This window comes from Pseudomonas sp. GW821-FHT05D12, assembly GCF_059419825.1.
The window spans coordinates 220,767-244,782 of the sequence record NZ_JBWKSN010000006.1 but is presented as its reverse complement, the minus strand read 5'-3'; the positions used below and the strand labels follow the sequence as shown (position 1 = coordinate 244,782).

Below are 24,016 nucleotides of genomic sequence, written 5' to 3'. Positions count from 1 at the left end.
CGTTATTCTCGATGGCCACCCCTCACACGAGTGTTCCCATGCTGCAGGTGCAAGGTGTTTTTAAAAGCTATGCCACGCCCCAAGGCCCGTTGGCGGTGTTGGCCGGTGTCGACCTGCACCTGGCCGCGCGCAGCAGCCTGGCGTTGATGGGCGAATCCGGCAGCGGCAAGAGCACGCTGCTGCACCTGGTGGCCGGGCTCGATCGGGTGGACGGCGGCAGCATCCAGGTGGGCGAGCAGCGGCTCGACCAACTCGGCGAAGCGCAACTGGCGCATTGGCGACGCACTGAAATCGGCCTGGTGTTCCAGCAGTTCAACCTGATCGGCAGTTTGCGCGTCGACGACAACCTGGCATTCCAGGCGCGTCTGGCGGGGCGCTTTGATGCCCGGTGGCAGGCGCAACTGGTGGAGCGCCTGGGCCTGGGTGACTTGCTCAAGCGTTATCCGGAACAACTCTCGGGTGGCCAACAGCAACGGGTGGCGGTGGGGCGCGCACTGGCTTCGCGCCCGGGGTTGCTGTTGGCCGACGAGCCCACCGGCAACCTCGACGAAGCCACCAGCGACGAAGTCCTGCAACTGTTGCTGGACCTGCTGCGTGACAGCCCCACCAGCCTGTTGATGGTCACCCACAGCCCGCGGATCGCTGCGCGACTGGACCGCCAGGTGGTGTTGCATCGCGGACAGGTGGTGCCGACGTGAGTGTGTTTTATTGGACGGTGCGCGCCTTGCTCAGCCATTGGCGGCGCCATCCGGTGCAGTTCTTCAGTGTGCTCACCGGCTTGTGGCTGGCCACCGCCCTGTTGACCGGAGTGCAGGCCCTCAACAGCCAGGCGCGCGACAGTTATGCGCGCGCCAGCCAATTGATCGGCGGTGAGCCCCAGGCCAGCCTCAGTACGCCGGACGGCGCGAGTTTCCCGCAGGCGCTGTTTGCCCAATTGCGCCGCGCCGGGTGGCCGGTGTCGCCGGTGGTACAGGGGCGGGTGCAGCTCCAGGGCCACGAGGACATGCGCCTGCAACTGATGGGCATCGACCCGGTGTCGCTGCCCGGCAGTGGCGCAGTGGCGGGGCAGCGTCTGAGCCAGGCGCAAATGCTGGCGTTCTTCGATCCGCCGGGGCGGACCTGGAGCGCGCCGCAGACCTTGCAGGCCCTGGGGCTGCGCGCCGGTGAGCAGCCGCTTACGCTGAACGGGCAGCGCCTGCCACCGTTGCAAGTCCAGCCGGACATGGCGCCGGGGTTGTTGCTTACCGATATCGGCTTCGCCCAGCCGCTCCTGGCGATGCCCGACCGACTGTCACGACTGCTGGTAGACAAGGCGTTTGCCGCCGGCCATCCCACGCCACCTGCCGAACTGCAACTCAAGCAGGGCGAGGACAACAACCTCGCGCGCCTCACCGAGAGCTTTCACCTGAACCTCGACGCGCTGGGCTTCCTGTCCTTCGTGGTCGGGCTGTTTATCGTGCACGCGGCCATCGGCCTGGCCCTTGAGCAACGGCGCGGGCTGCTGCGCACCCTGCGTGCCTGTGGGGTGAGCGCACGCATGTTGATCCTCGGCCTGGGCGTCGAGCTGGGCGCCTTGTCGTTGCTTGGCGGTGTGCTCGGCGTCGCCAGTGGCTACCTGCTCGCGAGCTTGCTGCTGCCGGACGTGGCGGCCAGCCTGCGCGGCCTGTATGGCGCCGAAGTGCCAGGGCAGTTGAGCCTGAGCCCAGGGTGGTGGCTGGCGGGACTCGGCTTGAGCCTGCTCGGTGCCTTGCTCGCCGGTGCCAGCAGCCTGTGGCGGGCGGCGCGCCTGCCGTTGCTGGCGCTGGCCAATGCCCAGGCCTGGCACGAGGCCCACGGGCGCTGGTTGCGACGCCAGGGTTGGGTCGCAGGCACGGCCTTGCTGATCGCGGTGCTGGCGCTGTGGCTGGGCGATAGCCTGGCGGCCGGCTTTGTGCTGATGGCCGCGCTGCTGCTCGGCGCCGCCCTGGGTTTGCCGGTACTGCTCAATGCCTTGCTCAAAGCGGTACTCGGACGCAGCCGCTCGGTGCTCGGCCAATGGTTTCTCGCCGACTGTCGCCAGCAATTGCCGGCCTTGAGCCTGGCGCTGATGGCCCTGCTGTTGGCGCTGGCAGCGAATATCGGCGCGGGCTCGATGACCTCGGGTTTTCGTCACACCTTCAATAACTGGCTGGAGCAGCGCCTCACCGCCGAGCTGTACCTCAATCCCCAGACCCCGGCCCAGGCCGAACAACTCAACACGTGGCTCAAGCAACAACCGCTCGTGCAGACCGTGCTGCCGACCTGGCAGGTCGCGGTGCAATTGCAGGGCTGGCCGGCGGATCTGTTTGGCGTGGTCGATGACCCGACCTATCGCCAGCACTGGCCATTGCTGGAGGCGGTGAGTGAGCCGTGGGATCAGTTGCAGCACCGCGACACGTTGATGCTCAGCGAGCAATTGGCGCGGCGGCTGGCGATCAAGCTGGGCGACACGCTGAGCATTCCCACGCCGCAGGGCGTGTGGTCACCGACGCTGGTGGGGATCTACGCCGATTATGGCAACCCCAAGGGCCACATGCTGGTCAATGCCGCACACCTGCTGGCCCACTGGCCGACGCTGTCACCGGCGCGGTTCAACCTGCGAGTGTTGCCGGCGAATGTGGCGCCGTTGGTCCAGGCGGTGCAACGGGCCTTTGCCCTGGAAGACAGCCGCATCGTCGATCAACAGCAGCTCAAGGGCTGGTCGAGCCAGGTGTTCGAGCGCACCTTTGCCGCCACCGCGGCGCTGAACAGCCTCACTCTCGGCGTGGCCGGGGTGGCGCTGTTCATCAGCCTGCTGACCCAGAGTCAAAGCCGCCTGGGCCAACTTGCGCCGCTGTGGGCGTTGGGGGTGACGCGCCGCCAATTGATGCTGCTGAACCTGGGCCAGACCTGGCTGCTGGCGGTGCTCACGCTGATCCTGGCATTGCCCCTGGGCTTGCTGCTGGCGTGGTGCCTGGATGCGGTAATCAACGTGCAAGCGTTTGGCTGGCGCCTGCCCCTGCAGGTGTTTCCTTGGCAACTGGCGCAATTGCTCGGGCTGGCATTGCTCGCCACGTTGCTGGCCTCGGCCTGGCCGTTGTGGCAGTTGTACCGCAGCCGTCCGGCGGACCTGTTAAGGACGTTTGCGCATGAAGATTAAATCCTTGCTGTGCCTGGCGCTGTTATTGGTAAGCGCGTGCGACCAGGCGCCCGCACCACCGGAAAGTTTCGCCGGCCTGGGCAGCGATGCGGCGGACTTCACCCAGGTAGTGCCGGGCAAGGTCTTCAGTTTTCCCGAGGACCATGGGCCGCATGCTGGCTTTCGCATTGAATGGTGGTACGTCACCGCCAACCTCAAGGATGCGCAGGGCAACGTGTTTGGCGTGCAATGGACGCTGTTTCGCAACGCCCTCAAGGCCGGGCCGACGCAAACCGGCTGGCAGGACGCGACAGTCTGGCTCGGCCACGCCGCCGTCACCTCAGCCACCCGCCATTACGCCGCCGAACGCTACGCGCGCGGCGGCGTCGGCCAGGCTGGCGCCCAGGCAGTGCCGTTCAACGCCTGGATCGACGACTGGAACTTCGCCAGCCGCCCCGGTGCCGTGAGCCCCTTGGCCGATATGCAACTCAAGGCCAGCGGCGCGCACTTTGCCTATGACCTGCACCTGACTTCCAGCCGCCCGCTGGTGCTGCAGGGTGATAACGGCTACAGCCGCAAATCCGACCAGGGCCAGGCCTCGTACTACTACAGCCAGCCGTTTTTCAGTGCCAGCGGCAGCGTGAGCATCGACGGCCAGGTGTACCAAGTCACGGGCCCGGCGTGGCTGGATCGCGAATGGAGCAGTCAACCCTTGAGCGCGAGCCAGACCGGCTGGGACTGGTTCTCCCTGCACTTGGACCGTGGCGAGCAGTTGATGCTGTTTAGGGTGCGGCAAACCGATGGCGGGTCCTACCTGACCGGCACCTGGATCGACCATGAAGGCCACACGCAAACCCTGCACAACGTCGATATCCAACTGGCACCGCTGGACACAACAGCCATCGACGGACGCCACATTCCCACACGCTGGTCGCTGAAGATTCCCAGCAAGCAGCTGGATATCACCACCCAGGCTGTCAACCCGAACGCCTGGATGAACCTGAGTATTCCGTACTGGGAAGGACCGGTGCGGTTTGACGGTGGGGTGGGTTACCTGGAGATGACCGGTTATTAGGGTATTTCTGTAGGAGCTGTTTCTTCTTCAGGTAGGCAACTTCCTAAATGCAATTCGACCGCCCTGGACTTGTGTCCGGGGCGGGATCGTTTTTTTCATAAAAAATACTGTACATATATACAGCTATATTCTACATTCCATCCCAGGTGACCGGATGTCACCTGAGCTTCACTTTTTAACTATGGATGGATAAAAAATGAAATCGAAAAAAGCTCTCATGCTCGGCGCGGCCATGGCGGCCACCTGCTTTGTCTCGGCCTTTGCCCTCGCTGAACAATACCCTCACCTGGCTGCGCAAGCGGCGTCTCCCACGGTCAAGCACGGCTTGAAAAGCGCTGTGAAGATCAACGCCAACAAGGCGACGGCTGCCCTCAAGCAGCAACTGCTGGCGGGGGCCCAGCAGAAGAAACCATTGTTTGCCGCCAAGGCGAAAGCCGATTCGGTGGTCGAAGACAACACCGCGCCGGCCAGGGTGACCAAGGTACAAAAAGCCACGGCCCAGTCGGCGCCCGCCGTACAGGCCGCGCTGGTCCAGGGTTGTGAACAGACGCTGGACATCAACTCTCTCTACACGATCAATGGCGTACAAACCGGCGACCTGCTGTGCTACCACTTCAACCTGCCGCAGAAAGCGCGGATCAACGTTCTGCTGGTCAACCAGACCGCAGGCACCGATATGTCGTTGTCGCTGTTCCAGGACGATGGCCAGGGCAATCCGCTGCCCCTGGGCACTTCCAATAACCCCGGCACCGGCGATGAAAGCCTTGGCGGCGTGGTGCCGGCCGGTGACTACTACTGGTTCATGGAGGCCAACGCGGCGGTCCAGGGGTCGAGCTTTCAGTTCGGGGTTGCGGTCGATACCAACCTCGACGCCTATGAGCCCAATGACACCCCGGACACAGCCTTCCAACTGCCGGACACTCTCAACTACATCAACGGCAATGCCGACAGCCTGGATGACGTCGATTACTTCGATTTCACCGCCGTCCGTGGGCAGAGTGTCGGTATTGCGCTGACGGCCGATGCGGCCAGTGGCAGCACGCGTAACAAGTGGATCCTCGAGCGTTTCGATGGCGGCCAGTGGGTCACCGTGGGTGCCAACGTCGTGTCGACCTCGATCCCCAGCCCGGGCGTCGGTGGCGTAGTCAAGGTGCGTGTGCGGCCGAACCAGCACCCCAATGAGCCGTGGAGTGCGACGGGCAAGTACAACCTGTCGTTTGGTTCCAACCCGCGGGTCAACAGCCCGGATGTGAAGGGCGAGGCGAACGTGTTGCGCATCCCGTATTCGGCTTCCAACGTGGGCTATGGCTACATGACCACCCAAGCCTATCGGGACCTGACCTGGACCATGGGCCTGTCGGACAGCACCGGTGCACCGCTGGTGGGCCTGCACCCGATCGTCTATCTCGACCAGCGGATCGACCCGGCCAACGGCGACATCGTCTACAAGGCGTATTCGGCAGCGACCGACAGCTCGGGGCAAGCCTCTGGCACGATCAATGTGGGCGCGTGCAGCGGCGGTGATTTCCAGACCACCTTTGTCGATTACTCCCAGGGCTACAACAACACCTGGCGTACCGACTTCAACTACGGCGTGTGGCGCATGGAAGTGCTGGAATACCCGGGCATCGGTGTCGGTGGCGAGAATACCCAGTTCGTCAGTTTTGGCCACCTGTGCAAGCAGACCCTGCTGAGCAGCACCAAGAGCTGACATGATTGACCCGTAGTACCCAGGGCATACAGGCCAGGCGCCTGTATGCCCTTTTTGCGTTATGGCGCCAACGCCAGCTTCAACGGCAGGCGCGCCATGCTCGTGCTCTTCAGCGAACCCAGGTACAGCCACTCGCCATACTCCCGGGCGGTGGTGATCGGCGAGTAATTGCCGGTGCTGCCATCCTGCAGGTTGGCGATGACGTTACCGTCGGTGTCCAGCCCCAGCACGAAGGCTTTGCGCTCGATCGGCTTGGGCACCACCATCAGCGCCCGCACCATGACTTTGCGCAGCAGTGGGTAGCCGGCAAAACTGTCCAGCAGTGGATTGCGCGGCGAGTAAAGTGCCACCCAGAAGCGGTCCTGGCCGTTGAAGCTGAGGTTGTCCGGCAGACCGGGCAGGTTGTCGATAAACAGGTCGTGCTGCCCAGCGCGCTCGCCCTTGAGCCAATAGCGGCTGATGCGATAGGCGCCGGTTTCATTCACCAGTACATAGTTTTCCTCCGGCCCCAGGGCCACGCCGTTGGCGAATTGCAACTGGTCGAGCAATACCTCGGTGTTGCCGTTGCTGAAGTCATAGCGCAGCAGCCGGCCGTCGCCGCCGTGCTCGATCACTGCCTCGCCGTCCTGGCCATAACCCCAGCGGCTTGAAGCATCGCTGAAGTAGGCATAACGCCCGCTGGCATCCACCGTGACGTCATCGGTAAAGCCAAAGGGCACGCCACTGGCGGCGGTGCTCAGCGACGTCAGTTGGCGATGGGCGTCGAGTGCGAGCAAGCCCTTGATCCCGTCGGCAATGATCAAGCGCCCATCCGGGTGCAGCGCCATGCCCAGCGGGCGCCCGCCGGTATTGGCCAGCACTTCCAGGCTGCGGCTGTCGGGCGAGGTACGGATGATGCGCCCGTCGTGCAGCCCGCTGATCAGCAATCCCTGGGCATCCATCAGCAACGCCTCGGGCCCGTCGATGCCCTGGGCACCGATTTTCTGCACGCCCTTGAGGCGTTGGTTTTCCGCGTAGGCGCCGTCCTGCAGGGAGGGCGCCTTGGGCGGTGTCCAGTTCACCGGTTGCACCTTGGTGGGCATCAGCAGCAGAAACGCGATCACGACCAGCAGCAACACAAACAACAGATGACGCAGTTTTCTGGGACGGGTACTCATGACGATTCCTGGTTGTCGTGGGGGCCGGGCTCCCAGTACAGGGTGCCGAACAGGTAATCCATCAGCGGCATGACGATATTGAAGTTGCGCCCCTGCATCAGCTCGCGGCGGTGATGCAGCGCGTGCAGGCGGTGCATCTGGCGAATCCACGGCAGGCGCGCCAGCGGGTGCTCGACAGGCAAGTGCTCGCAGGCGTGGAACACTTCGTACAGCAAGTAGCCGAGAATCATGCAGCCGGCAAACAGCCCGGCGACGTTGGGACTCAGTTGCTTGAGCAGCCACCAGGCGGGCAGCGTGATTGCCAGGCTGTGCAGCACGATCAGCCAGGCCGGGAACAGGATCACGCGCCAGTCCCTGGGGCTGTCGTAGGTCATGTGCCCGGGGGTGAAGAAACTGTGGTGATCGCCGGTGTGGCGGGCGTAGAACAAGCGGGCGAGGGCGTGTTTGTGGTGGCCGAGGTGACGGTGCACGAGGTAGATGCACAGGTTGAAAAACACCAGGGTCAGGGGAGCGCTCAGCCACTGGAGCGCGGTGATGTTTTCCGTGGAGGACCAGGCCAGGGTGATGCACAACGCCCCATAACCGAGGACGAAGCTGGCGTGCAGCCAGGGGTTGTAGAGGGGGCTGACGGCCGCGCGGTAACGTGCGCGGAAGGTCTCGGTGGGATGGGGCATGGCGGGCAGCTCAGGGTTTTTTTATTGGAAACTGAGCTTAGTTGGTGCGCGCAAATGTGCGAGTTTTTGCCCCGTGCGCGGGTTAAATCAAGGGGTCCCAGCGTTGCGACCAGTCACTCTCGGCCTTGACCACGTCACGCAGCAACGCCAGGGCCTGTTGCAGCACTGCCGAGTCGCGCGCCCGCGAATACACCACGAAGGTCGGGAAGTTGAATTCCGGGGCCTTGGGCACGCGCTGCATCACGCCGCTGTCCAGGTAGCTTTGCACCACCCGCGTGCGGAAGTAGCCGGCGCCGCCATTCTCCAGGATGTACTGCAACGCCAGAGGCCCGAGGTTGAAACTCAGCGCGGCACGGGCCCGGTCGGGCAGGGCGGCATCATGCTGCTGGCGAAAGCCCGGGCCCCAGTCGATGTAGACGTACGGGTCCGGCTTGCTCACCAACTGCACCAGGATGAGTTTTTCTTCCAGCACCTGCTCGACCTGCAGCCCAGGCCAATATTGGGGTTGGAACACCAGCGCGGCATCGAGTACACCGAGTTCGAGTTGGCGCAGCAGGTATTCGCCCTCACGCACTTCGGTGCGCAGCGCGTGCCCAGGGATCTGCTCGCGCAGGGCCTGGGCCCAACCGAGCATCAGTGGGTTGCACAGGCTCACTTCACCGCCGATATGCAGCACGTTGCGATAGCCATCGGGCAACGGCAGGTCACGCCGCGCGGCTTCCCAGGTTTGCAGCAGCTGGTTGGCGTACACCACAAAGGCCTCGCCGTCGGCGGTCAGGCGCGCACCGGCGCGGTTGCGGATAAACAGCGTGCTGCCCAACTGGCTTTCCAGGCTCTTGACCCGCGCGGTGATGGCGGTCTGGGTAACGTGCAGCTTCTCGGCCGCGGCGGCGAGGCTGCCGCAGCGGGTGATTTCGAGGAAAGTGCGTGCCAGTTCGATGTCCATGAAACCCCCGGGAATGAATGGGCACAGTGTAATGGAATGCGATCAAGACCGGGGGCGGGTGCCCACTACAGCTCCCACAGGGGATTGGCGGTGTGGCCCTTATTTCAATCCCCTGTGGCATCGCAGTAGCCGTCGCGACGAAGCCCAAGTGTGGGAGTTGTCGAGCCTTGGCGAGGCTGCGAAGGCGGCGGCATTGCTGGCATTTTCTGCGCCTGAGACACCGCTTTCGCAGCCTCGCTAAAGCTCGACAACTCCCACAGGGGGTTGGCGGTGTCGGCCTTATTTCAATCTCCTGTGGCATCGCAGTAGTTGGCGCGACGCAGCCCAAGTGTGGGAGTTGTCGAGCTTTGGCGAGGCTGCGAAGGCGGCGGTATTGCTGGCGTTTTCTGCGCCTGGCACACCGCTTTCGCAGCCTCGCTAAAGCTCGACAACTCCCACAGGGGATTTGCGGAGTCGCGCTTATTTCAATCCGCTGTGGCATCGCAGTAGTTGGCGCGACGCAGCCCAAGTGTGGGAGTTGCTGAGCCTTGGCGAGGCTGCGAAGGTGGAGGTATTGCTGGCATTTTCTGCGCCTGAGACACCGCTTTCGCAGCCTCGCTAAAGCTCGACAACTCCCACAGGGGATTGGCGGTGTCGGCCTGATTTCAATCCCTTGTGTGATCGCAATATCCGGCGTGACGCAGCTCAAGTGTGGGAGTTGTCGAGCCTTGGCGAGGCTACGAAGGCGGTGGTATTGCTGGCATTTTCTGCGCCTGGCACACCGCTTTCGCAGCCTCGCTAAAGCTCGACAACTCCCACAGGGGATTGGCGGTGTCGCGCTTATTTCAATCCGCTGTGGCATCGCAGTAGTCGGCGCGGCGCAGCCCAAGTGTGGGAGTTGTCGAGCCTTGGCGAGGCTGCGAAGGCGGCGGTATTGCTGGCATTTTCTGCGCCTGAGACACCGCTTTCGCAGCCTCGCTAAAGCTCGACAGCTCCTACAGGGGATTTGCGGTGTCGGCGTGATTTCAATCCCTTGTATGATCGCAATATCCGGCGCGACGCAGCCCAAATGTGGGAGATGTCGAGCCCCAGCGAGGCTGCGAAGGCGGCGGCATTGCTGGCATTTTCTGCACCTGAGACACCGCTTTCGCAGCCTCGCTAAAGCTCGACAGCTCCTACAGGGGATTGGCAGTGTCGGCCTGATTTCAATCCCTTGTGGGATCGCAATATCCGGCGCGACGCAGCCCAAGTGTAGGAGCTGTCGAGCCCCAGCGAGGCTGCGAAGGCGGCGGCATTGCTGGCATTTTTCTTCGCCAGGCACACCGCTTTCGCAGCCTCGCTAAAGCTCGACAGCTCCTACAGGGGATTGGCGGTGCCATAGTTATTTCAATCCCCTGGGTGATCGCAATATCCGACAAGACGCAGCCCAAGTGTAGGAGTTGTCGAGCCCCAGCGAGGCTGCGAAGGCGGCGGTATTGCTGGCATTTTTCTTCGCCAGGCACACCGCCATCGCAGGCAAGCCCGCCCCCACATTAATCGCGCTTCAACAAGACAATCAGGTCGGCTTGGCTTCGGCCAAGGCCTGTTGCGCCAGCTCCTTCTCCGCTTCTTTCAAGTCGTCTTCACTGATCATCTCGGCAATCGCACGCAACCGCTCGACCACGCGCGCATTGACCGTACCTTCCGGGAACTGGCCTTCTGCGTCCGGCTCACCGGCGTCCTCGCCCACCAGCAGGCTCAGCGCTTCATCCGCCTGGCGCACTGCATAGATGTGGAATTGTCCATCGCGCACGGCCTGCAAGACCTTCTCGTCGAGCATCAGCGTGGCGACGTTGGCCTGGGGAATGATCGCGCCCTGTTCGCCGGTCAAACCGCGGGCTTCGCACAGGCGGAAGAAGCCTTCGATCTTCTCGTTGACCCCACCCACCGCCTGCACTTCACCGAACTGGTTGATCGAGCCGGTGATCGCAAAGCACTGCTTGAGCGGCGTCTTCGACAACGCCGAAATCAAGGTGCAGGCCTCGCCCAGCGACGCGCTGTCACCGTCCACGTAACCGTAGGACTGCTCCAGCGCGATACTCGCGGAGATGGCCAGCGGAAACTCCTGGGCATAACGGCTGCCCAGGTAACCGGTGAGAATCATCACGCCCTTGGAGTGGATCGGCTGCCCGAGGTTGACCTCACGCTCGATGTCGACAATGCCGCTGCCGCCCGGGTACACCGTGGCGGAAATCCGCGCCGGCACACCGAATGCAGAATCCCCCACTTCCAGGACCGTCAGCCCGTTGCACTTGCCGACCGCCGCACCAGCGGTGTCGATCAGGATCACCCCGGCGAGCATGTCATCGAGGATCCGCGCCGACACACGTCCCGTCCGCGTGGCCTTGGCCTTGAGCGCGCGTTCGATGTGGCCGGCATCCGTCATCTCGTCGCCGGCCAGGTGCCGGATAAAGTCCGCCTCGCTGACCAACTGGAACAAGTCGCCAATACGCGCCGACAAGCGCCCCTGGTGTTCCGCCAGCCGGGCGCTGTAGGTCGCCAGGCGCGCGACCGCGTCGGAGGTCAGCGGCGCCATGCCCTCTTCCGAGGTGCGGGTCTTGAGCAACTGGGCAAACTGCTCCAGGCTCTCGTCGACCATCGGGATGTCTTCGTCGAAATCCACCAGTACCCGGAACATCTCCTGGAAGTCCGGATCGGCGTCCTGCAGCGCGTAGTACAGCTGGCGCGAACCGATGATGATCACCTTGACCTGCAACGGGATCATTTGCGGATTGAGGGTCACGGTGGCCAGGCGCCCCAGCTCGCCCAGCGGCGATTCCATCTTCAGCTTGCGCGACTGCAGCGAGCGCTTGAGGGCGTCCCATACAAACGGCTCGCCGAGCATTTTCTCGGCCTCCAGGATCAGGAAGCCGCCGTTGGCCCGGTGCAAGGCGCCCGGGCGCAGCTGGCGATAAGTCGTGTACAGCGCGCCCTGGTCGGTGCTGTATTCGATACGGCCGAACAGGTTGTCGTAGGTCGGGTGCGGCTCGAATACCACCGGCGCGCCGCCGTTGACCGGATGGCCGACCACCAGGCTTGGGCAGTACTGCTCTTCCAGCAGTTTGCGCGCCTGGGCGTCAGTCTTCGCGTCGTCGACCAACTGCTCGACCACGGTTTTGAGCAGGTAAACCTGCATGGCTTGCAGGTAACCGCAGACCGCGGCGTTTTCCGCGTACTTTTCCGACAGCGGTGCGAGCAAAGGCTGCAGCGCCAGGGTGATGGTTTCTTCGTTGAACTGGCGCAGCTGGTTATTGGACTCGCGCTTCCACTGCGGCAGGCTCGCGAGTTCTTCGTTGAGACGCTCCTCCAGCTCGGAAATATCCGTGTGGAAGCGCTCGCGATCGGCTTCGGGCAACTGCGAAAACTCCGCCTCGTCCAGCGCCTTGCCGTCGAGCATCGGGGTAAACGCGATGTTGGTGCTGTCACGGTACAGCGCCACGTCCTTTTCCAGGGCCAGACGCTCGATCACGTCCAGGGCCTTGTCGTAGCGCTGGTTGAAGGCGCGGTCGATGGCGCTTTTACGCTGTTGATAAGTCGGGTGCTCGAACACCGCCGGGAAGGTCGCGACCAGGTTATCCACCAGGCCATTGATATCGGCGATGAACGCCGCCGCCGCGCCGCCTGGCAATTCCAGGGCACGCGGTTCGCGCGGCTCATCGAAATTATTCACGTAGACCCAGTCCGCCGGGGTCTGCAGGCGCTTGCCTTCGGCTTTCAGGTAGCGTTTGACGAACGAAAAGCGGCCGGTGCCCGGCTCGCCCATGACAAACACGTTGTAACCGGGGCGTGGCATGGCCACACCGAACTGCAAGGCTTCAACCGCACGTTCCTGGCCAAGCACACCGCGAAAGGGCTCCAAATCATTGGTGGTCGAGAAGCTGAACTGTTCAGCGGAGAAAGGGCGAGTCAGCGCTTCGGGCGCTAGACGCAAGCTGGCAGCAACAGGATCAGGCATCGGGCTTCCTTACATCAGGCGGGGCAGATGACGGCATTCTGGCTCCCGGTTACGCGCTATGGCAAGGCGCGCCTGTGGGAAAGCATAGACGCGGGATGCGTCCTACAAAAAAATCGCGACAACGCTGATTGTTTTATAAAAACACACGGAACCCTTGGAACGTGCCTAAACTCCAAACTGCGCGGGTTGGACTAATAACCGATCCCTAGGGCGCTACGAAGTGCCTGAACCCTTGTCCATTGGTTTGCACACAAAGAGAACAAAGCTATGAAACGGATCCTTCTTGGTACTCTCTTCACCGTTGTCTCCCTCAATGCCATGGCTGAAGCACCAGGTGGCCCGAACTGCGGTTGGGGCAACATGTTGTTTGAAGGCCAGCGCGGTACTCCAGCGCACTTCCTGGCTTCCACCACCAACGGTACCTCCGGTAACGCCACCTTCGGCATGACCTCGGGCACCAACGGTTGCAGCACCAACAGCGCCCTGACCTACGGCGGCAAATCGTGGATTGCCATGAATGGCATGATGAACGAGCTGTCCGAAGACATGGCCAAAGGCAATGGCGAAGCACTGACCACCTACGCGGTGGTACTGGGCGTTGCACCGGAAGATCGCGAGCACTTCGCGGCCGTTACCCATGAGCACTTCCAGCAGATCTTCAGCAAAGCTGACGTGACCGCTGACGACGTGCACAACAACACCCTGGCTGTACTGAAAAGCGATGCCCGTCTGGCGAAATACGCAACCCAGGCTTAAGCTCGACCCGCCCGCGCCTCTCGAGGCGCGGGTTTTAATTTTTGGACCCGCCCCCCTTTGGGTCTCACTTTATCCGACTTAAGTTGCCCCTATGCTCAAACGCTTTGCCTGGCTGGCACTCTTCGCTTGCGCCCCGCTGTTCGCGGCCCCGCATCTTGATGATCAACGTTTGCAGCAATTGGCCAACGACCCCTTCTGGTTGTCCCTGGGCCACTACGAAGCCGGCAAGATCAGCGGCTGGCGCAGCTATGTCAGCGACAAGAAGTTCTTCCTCGCCCCCGATGGTGCCCACCACCCGGACGCGGAACTCAAGGCCACCGTCGAAGCGCTGTACCTGCCGGCCAGCCTCGGTGAGAAACACGCCCAATGCGTTTACCCCGCACGTACCCGCTGGCTAAAGGATCAGTTGCACCTGACCGACCTGCCCGCCGTGGACTGCAAAGAATTCAAGCAATGGTTCAAGGACGTCGCGCCCCACAGCGCGGTCATGATCTTTCCGGCGGCGTACCTCAACAGCCCGTCGTCGATGTTCGGCCACACCCTGCTGCGCATCGACCAGGCGGATGTGCAAAGCAACAACACCGCCCTGCTCAGCTACGCGATCAACTTCGGCGCCTACATCGAAGGCTCGGACAACAGCATCCTCTACGCCTGGAAAGGCCTGATGGGCGGCTACCCCGGCCTGTTCGCCCTGGTGCCCTACCAGGAAAAACTCTCCGAGTACCGTAGCCTGGAGAACCGTGACCTGTGGGAATACCGTCTGAACCTGACCCAGGTCGAGACCGAGCGCATGGTCGAACATGTGTGGGAACTCAAGCAGATCCAGTTCGACTACTTCTTCTTCGACGAAAACTGCTCCTATCGCCTGCTGGAACTGTTGCAAGTGGCGCGCCCTGGCCTGCGCCTGACCGAGCAATTCCCGCTCACGGCCATCCCTACCGACACGGTCAAGGCGGTAAAAGACGCAGGCCTGGTCGAGAAAATCGACTATCGCCCGTCCCGTGAGCGTGAGCTGCTGGAGCGCGCCAAACCGCTGGACAGCGACGAGCAGCAATGGGTATTGAAGGTCAGCGACGACCAGAAACAATTGCAGGAGCCCGCCTTCAAAGCCCTGCCCCGCGACCGACAAGCCCTGATCATCGACGCCGCCTATCGCCTCGGCCGCTACCGCGCCAACGGCCTGGAACGCGACACTGAACGCTCCCAGCGCAGCTTCGAACTGCTGCGGGCGATCAACCAGAACCCCGCGCCCGACCTGAAAATCGTCCCGCCTGGCTTGCCGGAAAACGGCCATGAATCGCGCACCTGGCAAGCCGGTATCGGCACCCGTGGCGACAAGGCGTTCGGTGAATACGGCCTGCGCATGGCCTACCACGACCTCAATGACAACGCCGAGGGCTTTCCCCTTGGCGCGCAGATCGAGATCCTGCAGATGAAACTGCGCCAGTACGAAGGCAATCACTGGCAACTGCAGCAACTGGACCTGGCGACCATCCGCTCGCTGACCCCGCGCAATGCCTTGCTGCAGCCGTGGTCATGGCAAGTCACCGGCGGCCTGGAGCGCGTCCCCGGCAAGCACGACGACGAAACCCTGGTCGCCCACGTCAACGGCGGCGCCGGCGGCACCTGGCAACTGAGCGACGACATGCTCGGCTTCGCCCTCGGCACCGTGCGTGTGGAACACAACAACGACTTCAGCGAAGCCATCTCCCCGGCAGCCGGTTTCAACACCGGCGTACTGTGGAAAAACCCGCTGGGCAACCTGAGCCTGGAAGCCAAGGGCGATTTCTTCACCAACGGTGAAGTGCGCCGCAGCCTCAGCCTCAACCAGCAGTGGGAACTGTCCCGCAACCTCGGCCTGCGCCTGAGCGCCCAGCGCGAGTACAGCCACCTGTCGACACCGGTCAATGAAGTGATGCTCGAAGTGAAGTGGTATCACTACTGAACAGAAGCTGGCGATGATCAAAATGTGGCAGCCGGGCTTGCCCGCGATAGCGGTGTATCAGCAACGGCCAGGCTGACTCACACACCGTCATCGCCGGCACGTTTTGGATTCGCCCACGTCTTTCTCACCTCCCTTTCACACCTCCCCGACAAATCCCCTTCTAGACTCTCCCTATCAGCCGTGAAACGGCCAGGGAGTACGCCATGTGGCGGTATGCGCTAATGCTGTGTGCGGTGGTGTGGCTGGCGGGTTGCCAATCCACTCACCAGGAGTTGTTGGCCAAGGGTTATCCACCGGCGTTTGCCGACGGTTTTGATGATGGCTGCAGCAGTGGTCGCCAGGCCGCTGGGGTGATCACCGGGGAGTTTCGCAAGAATGTGCCGCGCTACCTGAAAGACCGCCAATACGCCGAAGGCTGGGAGGATGGTTTTCGTCAGTGCAAGGCCATGCGAGAGAACGAAGAGTTGCGCGACTACAAGGACAATCACTGGGATGACCGCGAACGTGCGTGGCAGCAGGAGAAAGACAAAGACGCAGCCAGGGCGTATCGCTCGCAATAGGTCTGCGTCGACCTTACCGGCGGATACGCAGGACGTGGGAACGATCGTGCGGCGAACATGGCCCAAACTCCATAGGAGGAGCATGTCATGAGCCGAGCTTTCGTAAATGAAGATAACGCTGCCGCCCAGGCCGATCAGCCGGTGGAGCGTCAGGTCAGCGAGCAACCCAATCGCCTCACCGCGCAAGGGTTGGCGCAGTTACAGGCCAAAGTTGCGCAGTTGCAGCACGAATACAGCCTCGAATCTGCCAAAGACGATAAGCAGCGCCAGGCGGATCTCGAGCGCGATCTGCGCTACTTCAATCAGCGCGTGCAGAGCGCCCAAGTGGTGCCACCGGCCAAGTCTACCGACAAGGTGCAGATCGGCAATTGGGTCACCTTTGCCAACGAGCAGGACGAGCAGCAGCGCATTCAATTAGTCGGTGAAGACCAGGCCGACGCCACCGCCAACCTGATCAACTGGGGCTCGCCGCTGGGCCGCGCGTTACTCGGTGCCCAGGTCGGCGACGAAGTGCTGTGGAAGCGCCCCGTCGGCGATCAGTTGATCGAAGTGCTGGTGATCGAACCCGAGGCCTAGACGATGCCTTGCGCGAGCATCGCATCGGCGACTTTGACGAAGCCCGCGATGTTCGCGCCCTTCACATAGTTGATCCGACCGTTTTCCTCGCCGTAATGCACGCAGGCATGGTGGATCGACTGCATGATGTTGTGCAGCTTGCTGTCCACTTCACCGGCAGTCCACAGCAGGCGCATGGCGTTCTGCGACATTTCCAGGCCGCTGACGGCTACGCCGCCGGCATTGGACGCCTTGCCCGGCGCGAACAGAATGCCCGCCTCGATAAAGATATCCACCGCCGCCAACGTGGTCGGCATGTTGGCGCCTTCGGCCACGCAGATGCAGCCGTTGCGCAGCAGGGTGCGGGCCGCTTCGGCGTCGAGTTCGTTCTGCGTGGCGCAGGGCAGCGCGATATCGCAGGCCAGCTCCCAAGGGGTCTTGCCTTTGCGGAACTCCAGGCCAAAACGCTCGGCCAGCTCGCTGATACGGCCGCGCTGTACGTTTTTCAGTTCGAGCAGGGCTGACCATTGCTCTTCGGTCAAACCGCTTTCGGCGTACAAGGTGCCTTCGGAATCGGACAGGGAAACCACCTTGCCGCCCAAGTCCATCACCTTGCGCGCCGCGTATTGCGCCACGTTGCCGGAGCCGGAAACGGCCACGCGCTTGCCTTCGACCCGCTGGCCATTGCGCTTGAGCATTTCCTCAGCGAAGTACACACAGCCGAACCCGGTGGCTTCCGGGCGGATCAGGCTGCCGCCGTAGGTCATGCCCTTGCCGGTCAGCACCGAGGTGAACTGGTTGCTCAGGCGCTTGTACTGGCCAAACAGGAAACCGATTTCACGGGCGCCCACGCCAATATCGCCGGCCGGCACGTCCACGTCGGCGCCGATATGGCGGTACAGCTCGCTCATGAAGGCCTGGCAAAAGCGCATGACTTCGGCGTCGCTCTTGCCCTTGGGATCGAAATCCGAACCGCCCTTGCCGCCGCCCATGGGCAAGGAGGTCAGGGAATTCTTGAAGGTCTGCTCGAAGGCGAGGAATTTGAGTACGCCCAGGTTCACCGACGGGTGGAAGCGCAGGCCGCCCTTGTAGGGGCCGATAGCGCTGTTCATCTGGATGCGAAACCCGCGATTGACCTGGACCTTGCCATGATCATCCACCCACGAGACCCGGAAGGTAATCGCGCGCTCCGGCTCGCAGATGCGCTCCAGGATGCCCGAGGTCAGGTAGTGGGGGTTGGCTTCAAGAAACGGCCACAAGCTGCGTAGGACTTCTTCTACCGCCTGGTGAAATTCCGGCTGGTCGGGGTCGCGTTTCTTGAGGCGCGAAAGGAAGGATTCGACAGATTCGATCATGGAGAAGTCTCGGCAAATTGATTGTTTTTAAGGGAGATTGAGCCGGACATTAGCAATTCATGCCGCACCTGAAAAGCGCAAGATGTCGCCTTTGTGAATTTAAATGGTGCATTTGATATAAATAAATCGGCTTTTTTGCACCATAAGAGGGATTTCAACGTGAAGCATGCACCAGCCCTTAAACCGCTATCGCAGGCAAGCCAGCTCCCACATTTGACATGTGTTCCCACTTTGGAATGCGGTCGAATGTGGGAGCGGGCTTGCTCGCGAATGAATTCAACTCGGTCTGCCTGAGCAACACGCAAAAAAAACGGAGCCCGAAGGCTCCGTTCTTTTAAACCAACCCGAATCAGGCCAGTTTCTTGTGACGCACACGGTGCGGCTGGGCAGCAGCATCGCCCAAGCGCTTTTTACGGTCGGCTTCGTACTCGGTGTAGTTGCCTTCGAAGAACACCGCTTGGGAGTCGTCTTCGTACGCCAGGATGTGAGTCGCGACGCGGTCAAGGAACCACCGATCGTGAGAGATCACAATGGCGGCGCCCGGGAAGTCCAGCAGGGCTTCTTCCAGGGAACGCAGGGTTTCAACGTCGAGGTCGTTGGACGGTTCGTCGAGCAGCAGGACGTTGCCGCCCTCTTTCAGGGTCAGGGCCAGGTGCAAGCGACCACGCTCACCACCGGACAGGTCCTTGACGAACTTCTGCTGGTCGCCGCCCTTGAAGTTGAAACGACCGACGTAGGTACGCGACGGGATTTCATAGTTGCCGATGCGGATCTGGTCGGAACCGTCGGAAATCTGCTGGAACACCGTCTTGCTGCCGTCGAGGTCGTCGCGGCTCTGGTCAACACAGGCCAGCTGCACGGTTTCACCGATCTCGATGCTGCCGGAGTCCGGGGTTTCCTTGCCCATCAGCATGCGGAACAGCGTGGATTTACCCGCACCGTTACCACCGATAACGCCGACGATCGCGCCTTTTGGCATCGAGAACGACAGGTTGTCGATCAGCACGCGGTCGCCATAGCCTTTGGAAACGTTCTTGAACTCGATGACCTTGTCACCCAGGCGCGGACCGGCCGGGATGTAGATCTCGTTGGTTTCGCTGCGCTTCTGGAATTCCTGCGATTGCATTTCTTCGAAGCGTTGCAGACGTGCCTTGGATTTGGACTGGCGGGCCTTGGCGCCTTTGCGCACCCACTCCAGTTCTTCCTTCATGGCTTTTTCGTGGGCCGATTGCTGCTTGGATTCGGCGGCCAGACGGTCGGACTTGGCTTCCAGCCAACCGGAGTAGTTGCCCTCGTAAGGGATACCGGCGCCACGGTCGAGCTCGAGGATCCAGCCGGCGACGTTGTCCAGGAAGTACCGGTCGTGCGTGATCGCAACCACGGTGCCCGGGAAATCGTGAAGGAAGTGTTCCAGCCAGGCGACGGAATCGGCGTCCAGGTGGTTGGTCGGTTCGTCGAGCAGCAGCATGTCGGGAGCCGACAGCAGCAGGCGGCACAGGGCCACACGGCGCTTCTCACCACCGGACAGGTGTTCGACCTTGGCGTCCCACGCCGGCAGGCGCAGCGCATCGGCGGCGACTTCCAGCTGGCGCTCCAGGTTGTGACCGTCGCCTGCCTGCAGGATGGCTTCGAGCTTGGCCTGTTCGGCGGCGAGCTTGTCGAAGTCGGCATCCGGTTCGGCGTAGGCGGCGTAGACCTCATCCAGGCGCGCCTGGGCGTCCTTGATCACGCTGACGGCCTCTTCGACCACTTCACGCACGGTCTTGGCCGGGTCCAGCTGCGGCTCCTGCGGCAGGTAGCCGATGTTCAGTTCGGGCATCGGGCGGGCTTCGCCTTCGAACTCGGTGTCGACGCCGGCCATGATTTTCAACAGCGTGGACTTACCCGAACCGTTGAGGCCGAGCACGCCGATCTTGGCGCCGGGGAAGAAGGACAGCGAAATGTTTTTCAGGATTTCCCGCTTCGGCGGAACAACTTTTCCCAGCCGATGCATGGTGAAGACGTATTGAGCCATGGTGAACCTAGCGTCAGTGACTGATGAATTGAGCGGGCGAAGCCCGTGCCAGGCCATGCGCCGCGCGGGCCGTTGACGGTAATCAATGCCTGCGTGCGGAAAAAGCCTGAATGTCTGGGGCTGGAACGCCCCCGCGTAACCGGCAAAGCTACCTGAATGCGCTGGGCCAGTCCAGCCAGGCGGGGCTGGCACTTTGCCACAAGTCAAGGCATGCTAGCCGCCCTCCGGGCGTCCGGCTTATAGTGCACGTCGCGCGCCAGTCCAGCCAAACCGCAGGATCACAGCTTGTCCAAAGTCACGCCGCCCACTCCCCTGCGCGCCGCTCATATAGCGCCGGGAGCGCCCCTGCACGGCACCCTCAAAGGCGCGTTGGCGACGCTTGTCCTCATGTTGCTCGCATTATTGTTCTGGCAACTGCTGGACCAGTTGCAGCAGAACCAGAAGAACCAACAGCAATACACCATCGACTACAGCGCCGACCTGGCTGAGCAGATCAGCCTGAATATGGGCCTGAGCGCAAAAATCGCCCTGAACCTGCTGCCGATGGTCGAGCCACCGCGCGACAGCGAACAGCAACAGGCGTTGATGCGCACCCTGCAACGTTCGCTGCCGGAACTGCGCAGCATCGCCCTGCTCGCCCCCAGCGGCGCGATGATCAGCGACAGCGCCAATGATAGCCAGGACGGCCCCTGGCTCGAAGAACTGGTGCAGCGCAGCCACGCGCAGTCCTACTACCTGAGCAACAACAACGACGGCGCCATCATCTATCTATTGCTGCACCAGCCCAGCGGCGGTTCCAGGATGTACTGGGTGCTGCGCCTGGCACCCAATTACCTGACCAGCCTCACCCGCCAGGACGGCCAGGGCCAGCGCCCCATGTGGGCCATCGAAAACCGCATCAACCACCGTGTCATCAGTCGCGACAGCGGCATGCCGGCCCAGTGGGCCAGCGCCCTCACCCCCGACGAGTTGAATAAAAGCGTGCTGGTCACGCCCCTGAGCAAAAGCGACTGGCAATTGCGCGGGCTGTTCGACCGCACCGCCGTGCTGGAACAACTGCTGCCGGCGTTCATCGGCAAATGCCTGCTGGGCCTGGCGTTTTCCCTGATCCCGGTGATCGTGCTGCTGAACATGCGCCGCCGCCAGCGCCAGGTGCATGAGGGCCGGCGGCGCTACCAGGATATTTTCGAAGGCACCGGCGTGGCCTTGTGTGTGCTTGACCTGTCGGGCCTGAATGCCTGCTTCGACCGGGCACAACTGCAGACCCGCGAACAGCTCAAGGCCTGGCTGCAGGACAACCCGCTCGAACGCCAGCAACTGCTCAAGGAACTGCGCATCACCGAGGTCAATCAGGTCGCGGTGCGCCTGTTGAATGTCGGCTCCTGCGAAGAAGCCTGGGAGCGGCTGATCGATGATTGCCCGCGCAACGCCACCTCCATCGGCTACCAGATACTCGAGGCCGTGCTCACCCAACAGCACCAGCTGGAGCTGGAAATCCAGCTCAAGGACGTGGCCGGCAACGAGCAATACCTGTGGCTGGTGATGCGCCTGCCCGAGCAACAGGATGATTTCAAGGCAGTGATCCTCAGCATCAGCGATATCACCAGCCGCAAGCTGATCGAACTGTCGCTGGTGGAGCGCGAAAGCTTTTGGTCGGACGTAGTGCGCACCGTGCCCGACCACCTGTATGTGCAGGATGTGATCAGCCAGCGCATGATTTTCAGCAACCACCACCTGGGCCACACCCTCGGCTATAACAAGGCCGAACTGCAGCAAATGGGCGAGTACTTCTGGGAAATCCTGCTGCACCCCGAGGACGCCGAGCATTACCACGACTTGCGCCAGCAACAACGCGAGATCGGCTACACCACCCAACTGCAATGCCAGCTGCGCTTTCGCCATCGCAATAACCAGTGGCGACGCTTTGATATCCGCGAGCAGGCCCTGGCCCGGGACAAGACCGCGCTGGTCACGCGCATCATCGGCGTGGCCAAGGACATCACCGACCAGATCGAAGCCAGCGAATCCCTGCGCGACAGCGAACAGCGCTACCGCATGCTGGCCGAAAGCATCAGCGACGTGATCTGCTCCACCGACAGCCAGTTGGCCCTCAACTACATCAGCCCGTCGGTCAATGCCGTGCTCGGTTACGACGTGGAATGGGTGTTCAAGAACGGCTGGCAATCGATCATCGCCAACCCGCAGCAATTGACCGGCATCTACAGCCTGGTGGAACAGGTCAGCCGCGCGCTCGGCGATCCCGAGGCGCTGAACCGCCTGCGTGATGAAATACAGACCCAGCTGTTCCTGTTCGACTGCCTGCGCGCCGACGGTCGCAAAGTGCCGATCGAACTGCGCCTGGTGCTGGTATGGGACGAGCACGGCGCCTTCGAGGGCATCCTCGGCGTGGGCCGTGATATCAGCCAGCAACGCCGCGCCGAAAAAGACCTGCGCATGGCGGCCACGGTATTCGAGCATTCCACCTCGGCGATCCTGATCACCGACCCGGCCGGCTATATCGTGCAGGCCAACGAGGCGTTCAGCCGGGTCAGCGGCTACGCGGTGACGGATGTCCTCGATCAGTTGCCGAACATGCTCACCGTCGACGAGCAACAGGAAGCCCACCTGCGCTATGTGCTCAAGCAACTGCACCAGCACAGCACCTGGGAAGGCGAAGTCTGGCTCAAGCGGCGCAACGGCGAGCATTACCCGGCCTGGGTCGGCATCACGGCGGTGTTCGACGACGAAGGCGACCTGGCCAGCTACGTGTGCTTCTTCAGTGACATCAGCGAGCGCAAGGCCAGCGAACAGCGTATCCACCGCCTGGCGTACTACGACGCCCTGACCCACCTGCCCAACCGCACGCTGTTCCAGGACCGCCTGCACACTGCGCTGCAGTCGGCCGAGCGGCAGAAGTCGTGGGTGGTGCTGATGTTCCTCGACCTCGACCGCTTCAAACCGATCAACGACTCCCTGGGCCACGCCGCCGGCGACCGCATGCTCAAGGAAATGGCGACCCGCCTGCTCGGCTGCGTGGCCGAAGACGACACCGTGGCACGCATGGGCGGCGACGAGTTCACCTTGCTCCTGCAACCACGGGTCAACCGCGAAATGGCGCTGAACCGCGCGATTCACGTGGCCGAGCAGATCCTCGCCAGCCTGGTCAAGCCGTTCGTGCTGGAAGGCCGCGAGTTCTTCGTAACCGCGAGTATCGGCATCGCCTTGAGCCCGCAGGACGGCAACGAACTGAGCCAACTGATGAAGAACGCCGACACGGCGATGTATCACGCCAAGGAACGCGGTAAAAACAACTTCCAGTTCTACCAGGCCGACATGAACGCCAGCGCCCTGGAGCGCCTGGAGCTGGAAAGCGATCTGCGCCATGCGCTGGACCAGAACGAATTCGTGCTTTATTACCAGCCGCAGTTCAGCGGCGACGGCAAACGCCTGACCGGCGCCGAGGCCCTGCTGCGCTGGCGCCATCCGCGTCGCGGGCTGGTGCCACCGGGCGACTTCATCCCGGTGCTGGAGGAATTGGGCCTGGTGGTCGACGTGGGCGACTGGGTGATCAGCGAGGCGTGCCGCCAGCTCAAGACCTGGCACCAGAACAAGGTCCGCGTGCCGAAAGTCTCGGTGAACATCTCCGCGCGGCAGTTCTCCGACGGCCAACTGGGCACGCGCATCGCCACCATCCTCAAGGACACCGGCCTGCCGCCGGCGTGCCTGGAGCTGGAGCTGACCGAAAGTATCCTGATGCGCGAAGTCAACGAAGCCATGCACATCCTCGACAGCCTGAAAAACCTCGGTCTGAGCATTGCGGTAGACGACTTCGGTACTGGCTATTCGTCGCTCAACTACCTAAAGCAATTTCCCATCGACGTGTTGAAAATCGACCGTACCTTCGTCGATGGCCTGCCGTCCGGCGAGCAGGACGCACAGATCGCCCGCGCCATTATCGCCATGGCCCACAGCCTGAACCTGGCCGTGATCGCCGAGGGCGTGGAAACCCATGAGCAACTGGATTTCCTGCGTGAGCACGGGTGTGACGAGGTGCAGGGCTACCTGTTCGGGCGGCCAATGCCGGCGAATCGGTTCGAGGCGCAATTCAGCAATGATGCGCTATTCATGTTCGACTGAAATCCTCAGGTGATGCGGATGG

15 protein-coding genes are annotated in these 24,016 nt (G+C 62.3%); 9 read left to right on the top strand and 6 right to left on the bottom strand.

The features are described from left to right. Nucleotides 1–38 precede the first annotated feature (38 nt). From AC07SI_RS13650 to AC07SI_RS13635, 4 genes are all read left to right on the top strand, one after another. Nucleotides 39–698 (top strand): ABC transporter ATP-binding protein, encoded by a 660-nt coding sequence (locus tag AC07SI_RS13650; protein WP_065904059.1) that lies wholly within the window; start codon nucleotides 39–41, stop codon nucleotides 696–698. Beyond that, the gene (locus AC07SI_RS13645; RefSeq protein WP_495005867.1) at nucleotides 695–3,157 is read left to right on the top strand and encodes an ABC transporter permease; all 2,463 of its coding nucleotides are present in this window, start codon (nucleotides 695–697) and stop codon (nucleotides 3,155–3,157) included. The genes AC07SI_RS13650 and AC07SI_RS13645 overlap by 4 nt, the downstream gene beginning before the upstream one ends. Continuing rightward, nucleotides 3,147–4,211: a lipocalin-like domain-containing protein gene (locus AC07SI_RS13640; RefSeq protein WP_495005866.1), complete on the top strand. Its 1,065-nt coding sequence runs from the start codon at nucleotides 3,147–3,149 to the stop codon at nucleotides 4,209–4,211. The genes AC07SI_RS13645 and AC07SI_RS13640 overlap by 11 nt, the downstream gene beginning before the upstream one ends. 196 nt (nucleotides 4,212–4,407) lie before the next feature. Then, nucleotides 4,408–5,922, top strand: coding sequence for a hypothetical protein (locus AC07SI_RS13635; RefSeq protein ID WP_106803305.1), 1,515 nt, complete (start codon nucleotides 4,408–4,410; stop codon nucleotides 5,920–5,922). A gap of 59 nt (nucleotides 5,923–5,981) precedes the next feature. On the opposite strand, the gene AC07SI_RS13630 is transcribed toward AC07SI_RS13635, so the two are convergent. The 4 genes from AC07SI_RS13630 to AC07SI_RS13615 all read right to left on the bottom strand — a co-directional run bounded on the left by AC07SI_RS13630 (nucleotide 5,982) and on the right by AC07SI_RS13615 (nucleotide 12,672). Beyond that, nucleotides 5,982–7,079 (bottom strand): SMP-30/gluconolactonase/LRE family protein, encoded by a 1,098-nt coding sequence (locus AC07SI_RS13630; protein ID WP_495005865.1) that lies wholly within the window; start codon nucleotides 7,077–7,079, stop codon nucleotides 5,982–5,984. Then, complete coding sequence (locus tag AC07SI_RS13625) at nucleotides 7,076–7,753, bottom strand: sterol desaturase family protein (protein ID WP_495005864.1); 678 nt, start codon at nucleotides 7,751–7,753, stop codon at nucleotides 7,076–7,078. The genes AC07SI_RS13630 and AC07SI_RS13625 overlap by 4 nt, the downstream gene beginning before the upstream one ends. 82 nt (nucleotides 7,754–7,835) lie before the next feature. Next, entirely contained in the window at nucleotides 7,836–8,699 is an 864-nt protein-coding gene (locus tag AC07SI_RS13620) for a LysR family transcriptional regulator (RefSeq protein WP_065904037.1), read from the bottom strand. A 1,534-nt stretch (nucleotides 8,700–10,233) separates the two neighbouring features. Further along, nucleotides 10,234–12,672, bottom strand: a complete 2,439-nt coding sequence (locus tag AC07SI_RS13615) for a Lon protease family protein (RefSeq protein ID WP_065910214.1) — start codon at nucleotides 12,670–12,672, stop codon at nucleotides 10,234–10,236. A gap of 267 nt (nucleotides 12,673–12,939) precedes the next feature. Here AC07SI_RS13615 and AC07SI_RS13610 point away from each other — a divergent pair, with 267 nt between their 5' ends. From AC07SI_RS13610 to AC07SI_RS13595, 4 genes are all read left to right on the top strand, one after another. Continuing rightward, complete coding sequence (locus tag AC07SI_RS13610) at nucleotides 12,940–13,428, top strand: DUF3015 domain-containing protein (protein WP_016973832.1); 489 nt, start codon at nucleotides 12,940–12,942, stop codon at nucleotides 13,426–13,428. Between the two features lie 91 nt (nucleotides 13,429–13,519). After that, on the top strand, nucleotides 13,520–15,373 hold the full coding sequence (locus AC07SI_RS13605) for an Lnb N-terminal periplasmic domain-containing protein (RefSeq protein WP_106802587.1): 1,854 nt from the start codon (nucleotides 13,520–13,522) through the stop codon (nucleotides 15,371–15,373). 203 nt (nucleotides 15,374–15,576) lie between these two features. Then, nucleotides 15,577–15,933 carry a hypothetical protein gene (locus AC07SI_RS13600; protein ID WP_120450011.1) on the top strand — a complete coding sequence of 119 codons (357 nt, stop codon included), beginning with the start codon at nucleotides 15,577–15,579 and terminating at the stop codon, nucleotides 15,931–15,933. Between the two features lie 87 nt (nucleotides 15,934–16,020). Continuing rightward, on the top strand, nucleotides 16,021–16,509 hold the full coding sequence (locus AC07SI_RS13595) for a GreA/GreB family elongation factor (protein WP_065910209.1): 489 nt from the start codon (nucleotides 16,021–16,023) through the stop codon (nucleotides 16,507–16,509). Here the strand turns inward: AC07SI_RS13595 and gdhA are convergent. Together gdhA and ettA are read right to left on the bottom strand one after the other, a co-directional pair. Continuing rightward, nucleotides 16,506–17,843, bottom strand: coding sequence for an NADP-specific glutamate dehydrogenase (gdhA, locus tag AC07SI_RS13590; RefSeq protein WP_106802585.1), 1,338 nt, complete (start codon nucleotides 17,841–17,843; stop codon nucleotides 16,506–16,508). The two genes, AC07SI_RS13595 and gdhA, sit on opposite strands and share 4 nt — an antisense overlap. A 349-nt stretch (nucleotides 17,844–18,192) precedes the next feature. Then, nucleotides 18,193–19,857, bottom strand: coding sequence for an energy-dependent translational throttle protein EttA (gene ettA, locus AC07SI_RS13585; RefSeq protein ID WP_025859215.1), 1,665 nt, complete (start codon nucleotides 19,855–19,857; stop codon nucleotides 18,193–18,195). A 285-nt stretch (nucleotides 19,858–20,142) separates the two neighbouring features. Here ettA and AC07SI_RS13580 point away from each other — a divergent pair, with 285 nt between their 5' ends. After that, entirely contained in the window at nucleotides 20,143–23,994 is a 3,852-nt protein-coding gene (locus AC07SI_RS13580; protein ID WP_315974947.1) for a sensor domain-containing protein, read from the top strand. Nucleotides 23,995–24,016: the final 22 nt, after the last annotated feature.

What these genes read in the sequence shown, in the direction of transcription:
- AC07SI_RS13605 (WP_106802587.1), top strand. Translation starts at nt 13,520, where the DNA reads ATGCTCAAACGCTTTGCCTGGCTGGCACTCTTCGCTTGCGCCCCGCTG.
- AC07SI_RS13630 (WP_495005865.1), bottom strand. Translation starts at nt 7,079, where the DNA reads ATGAGTACCCGTCCCAGAAAACTGCGTCATCTGTTGTTTGTGTTGCTG.
- AC07SI_RS13610 (WP_016973832.1), top strand. Translation starts at nt 12,940, where the DNA reads ATGAAACGGATCCTTCTTGGTACTCTCTTCACCGTTGTCTCCCTCAAT.
- AC07SI_RS13635 (WP_106803305.1), top strand. Translation starts at nt 4,408, where the DNA reads ATGAAATCGAAAAAAGCTCTCATGCTCGGCGCGGCCATGGCGGCCACC.
- gdhA (WP_106802585.1), bottom strand. Translation starts at nt 17,843, where the DNA reads ATGATCGAATCTGTCGAATCCTTCCTTTCGCGCCTCAAGAAACGCGAC.
- AC07SI_RS13615 (WP_065910214.1), bottom strand. Translation starts at nt 12,672, where the DNA reads ATGCCTGATCCTGTTGCTGCCAGCTTGCGTCTAGCGCCCGAAGCGCTG.
- AC07SI_RS13595 (WP_065910209.1), top strand. Translation starts at nt 16,021, where the DNA reads ATGAGCCGAGCTTTCGTAAATGAAGATAACGCTGCCGCCCAGGCCGAT.
- AC07SI_RS13640 (WP_495005866.1), top strand. Translation starts at nt 3,147, where the DNA reads ATGAAGATTAAATCCTTGCTGTGCCTGGCGCTGTTATTGGTAAGCGCG.
- AC07SI_RS13600 (WP_120450011.1), top strand. Translation starts at nt 15,577, where the DNA reads ATGTGGCGGTATGCGCTAATGCTGTGTGCGGTGGTGTGGCTGGCGGGT.
- AC07SI_RS13620 (WP_065904037.1), bottom strand. Translation starts at nt 8,699, where the DNA reads ATGGACATCGAACTGGCACGCACTTTCCTCGAAATCACCCGCTGCGGC.
- AC07SI_RS13650 (WP_065904059.1), top strand. Translation starts at nt 39, where the DNA reads ATGCTGCAGGTGCAAGGTGTTTTTAAAAGCTATGCCACGCCCCAAGGC.
- AC07SI_RS13625 (WP_495005864.1), bottom strand. Translation starts at nt 7,753, where the DNA reads ATGCCCCATCCCACCGAGACCTTCCGCGCACGTTACCGCGCGGCCGTC.
- ettA (WP_025859215.1), bottom strand. Translation starts at nt 19,857, where the DNA reads ATGGCTCAATACGTCTTCACCATGCATCGGCTGGGAAAAGTTGTTCCG.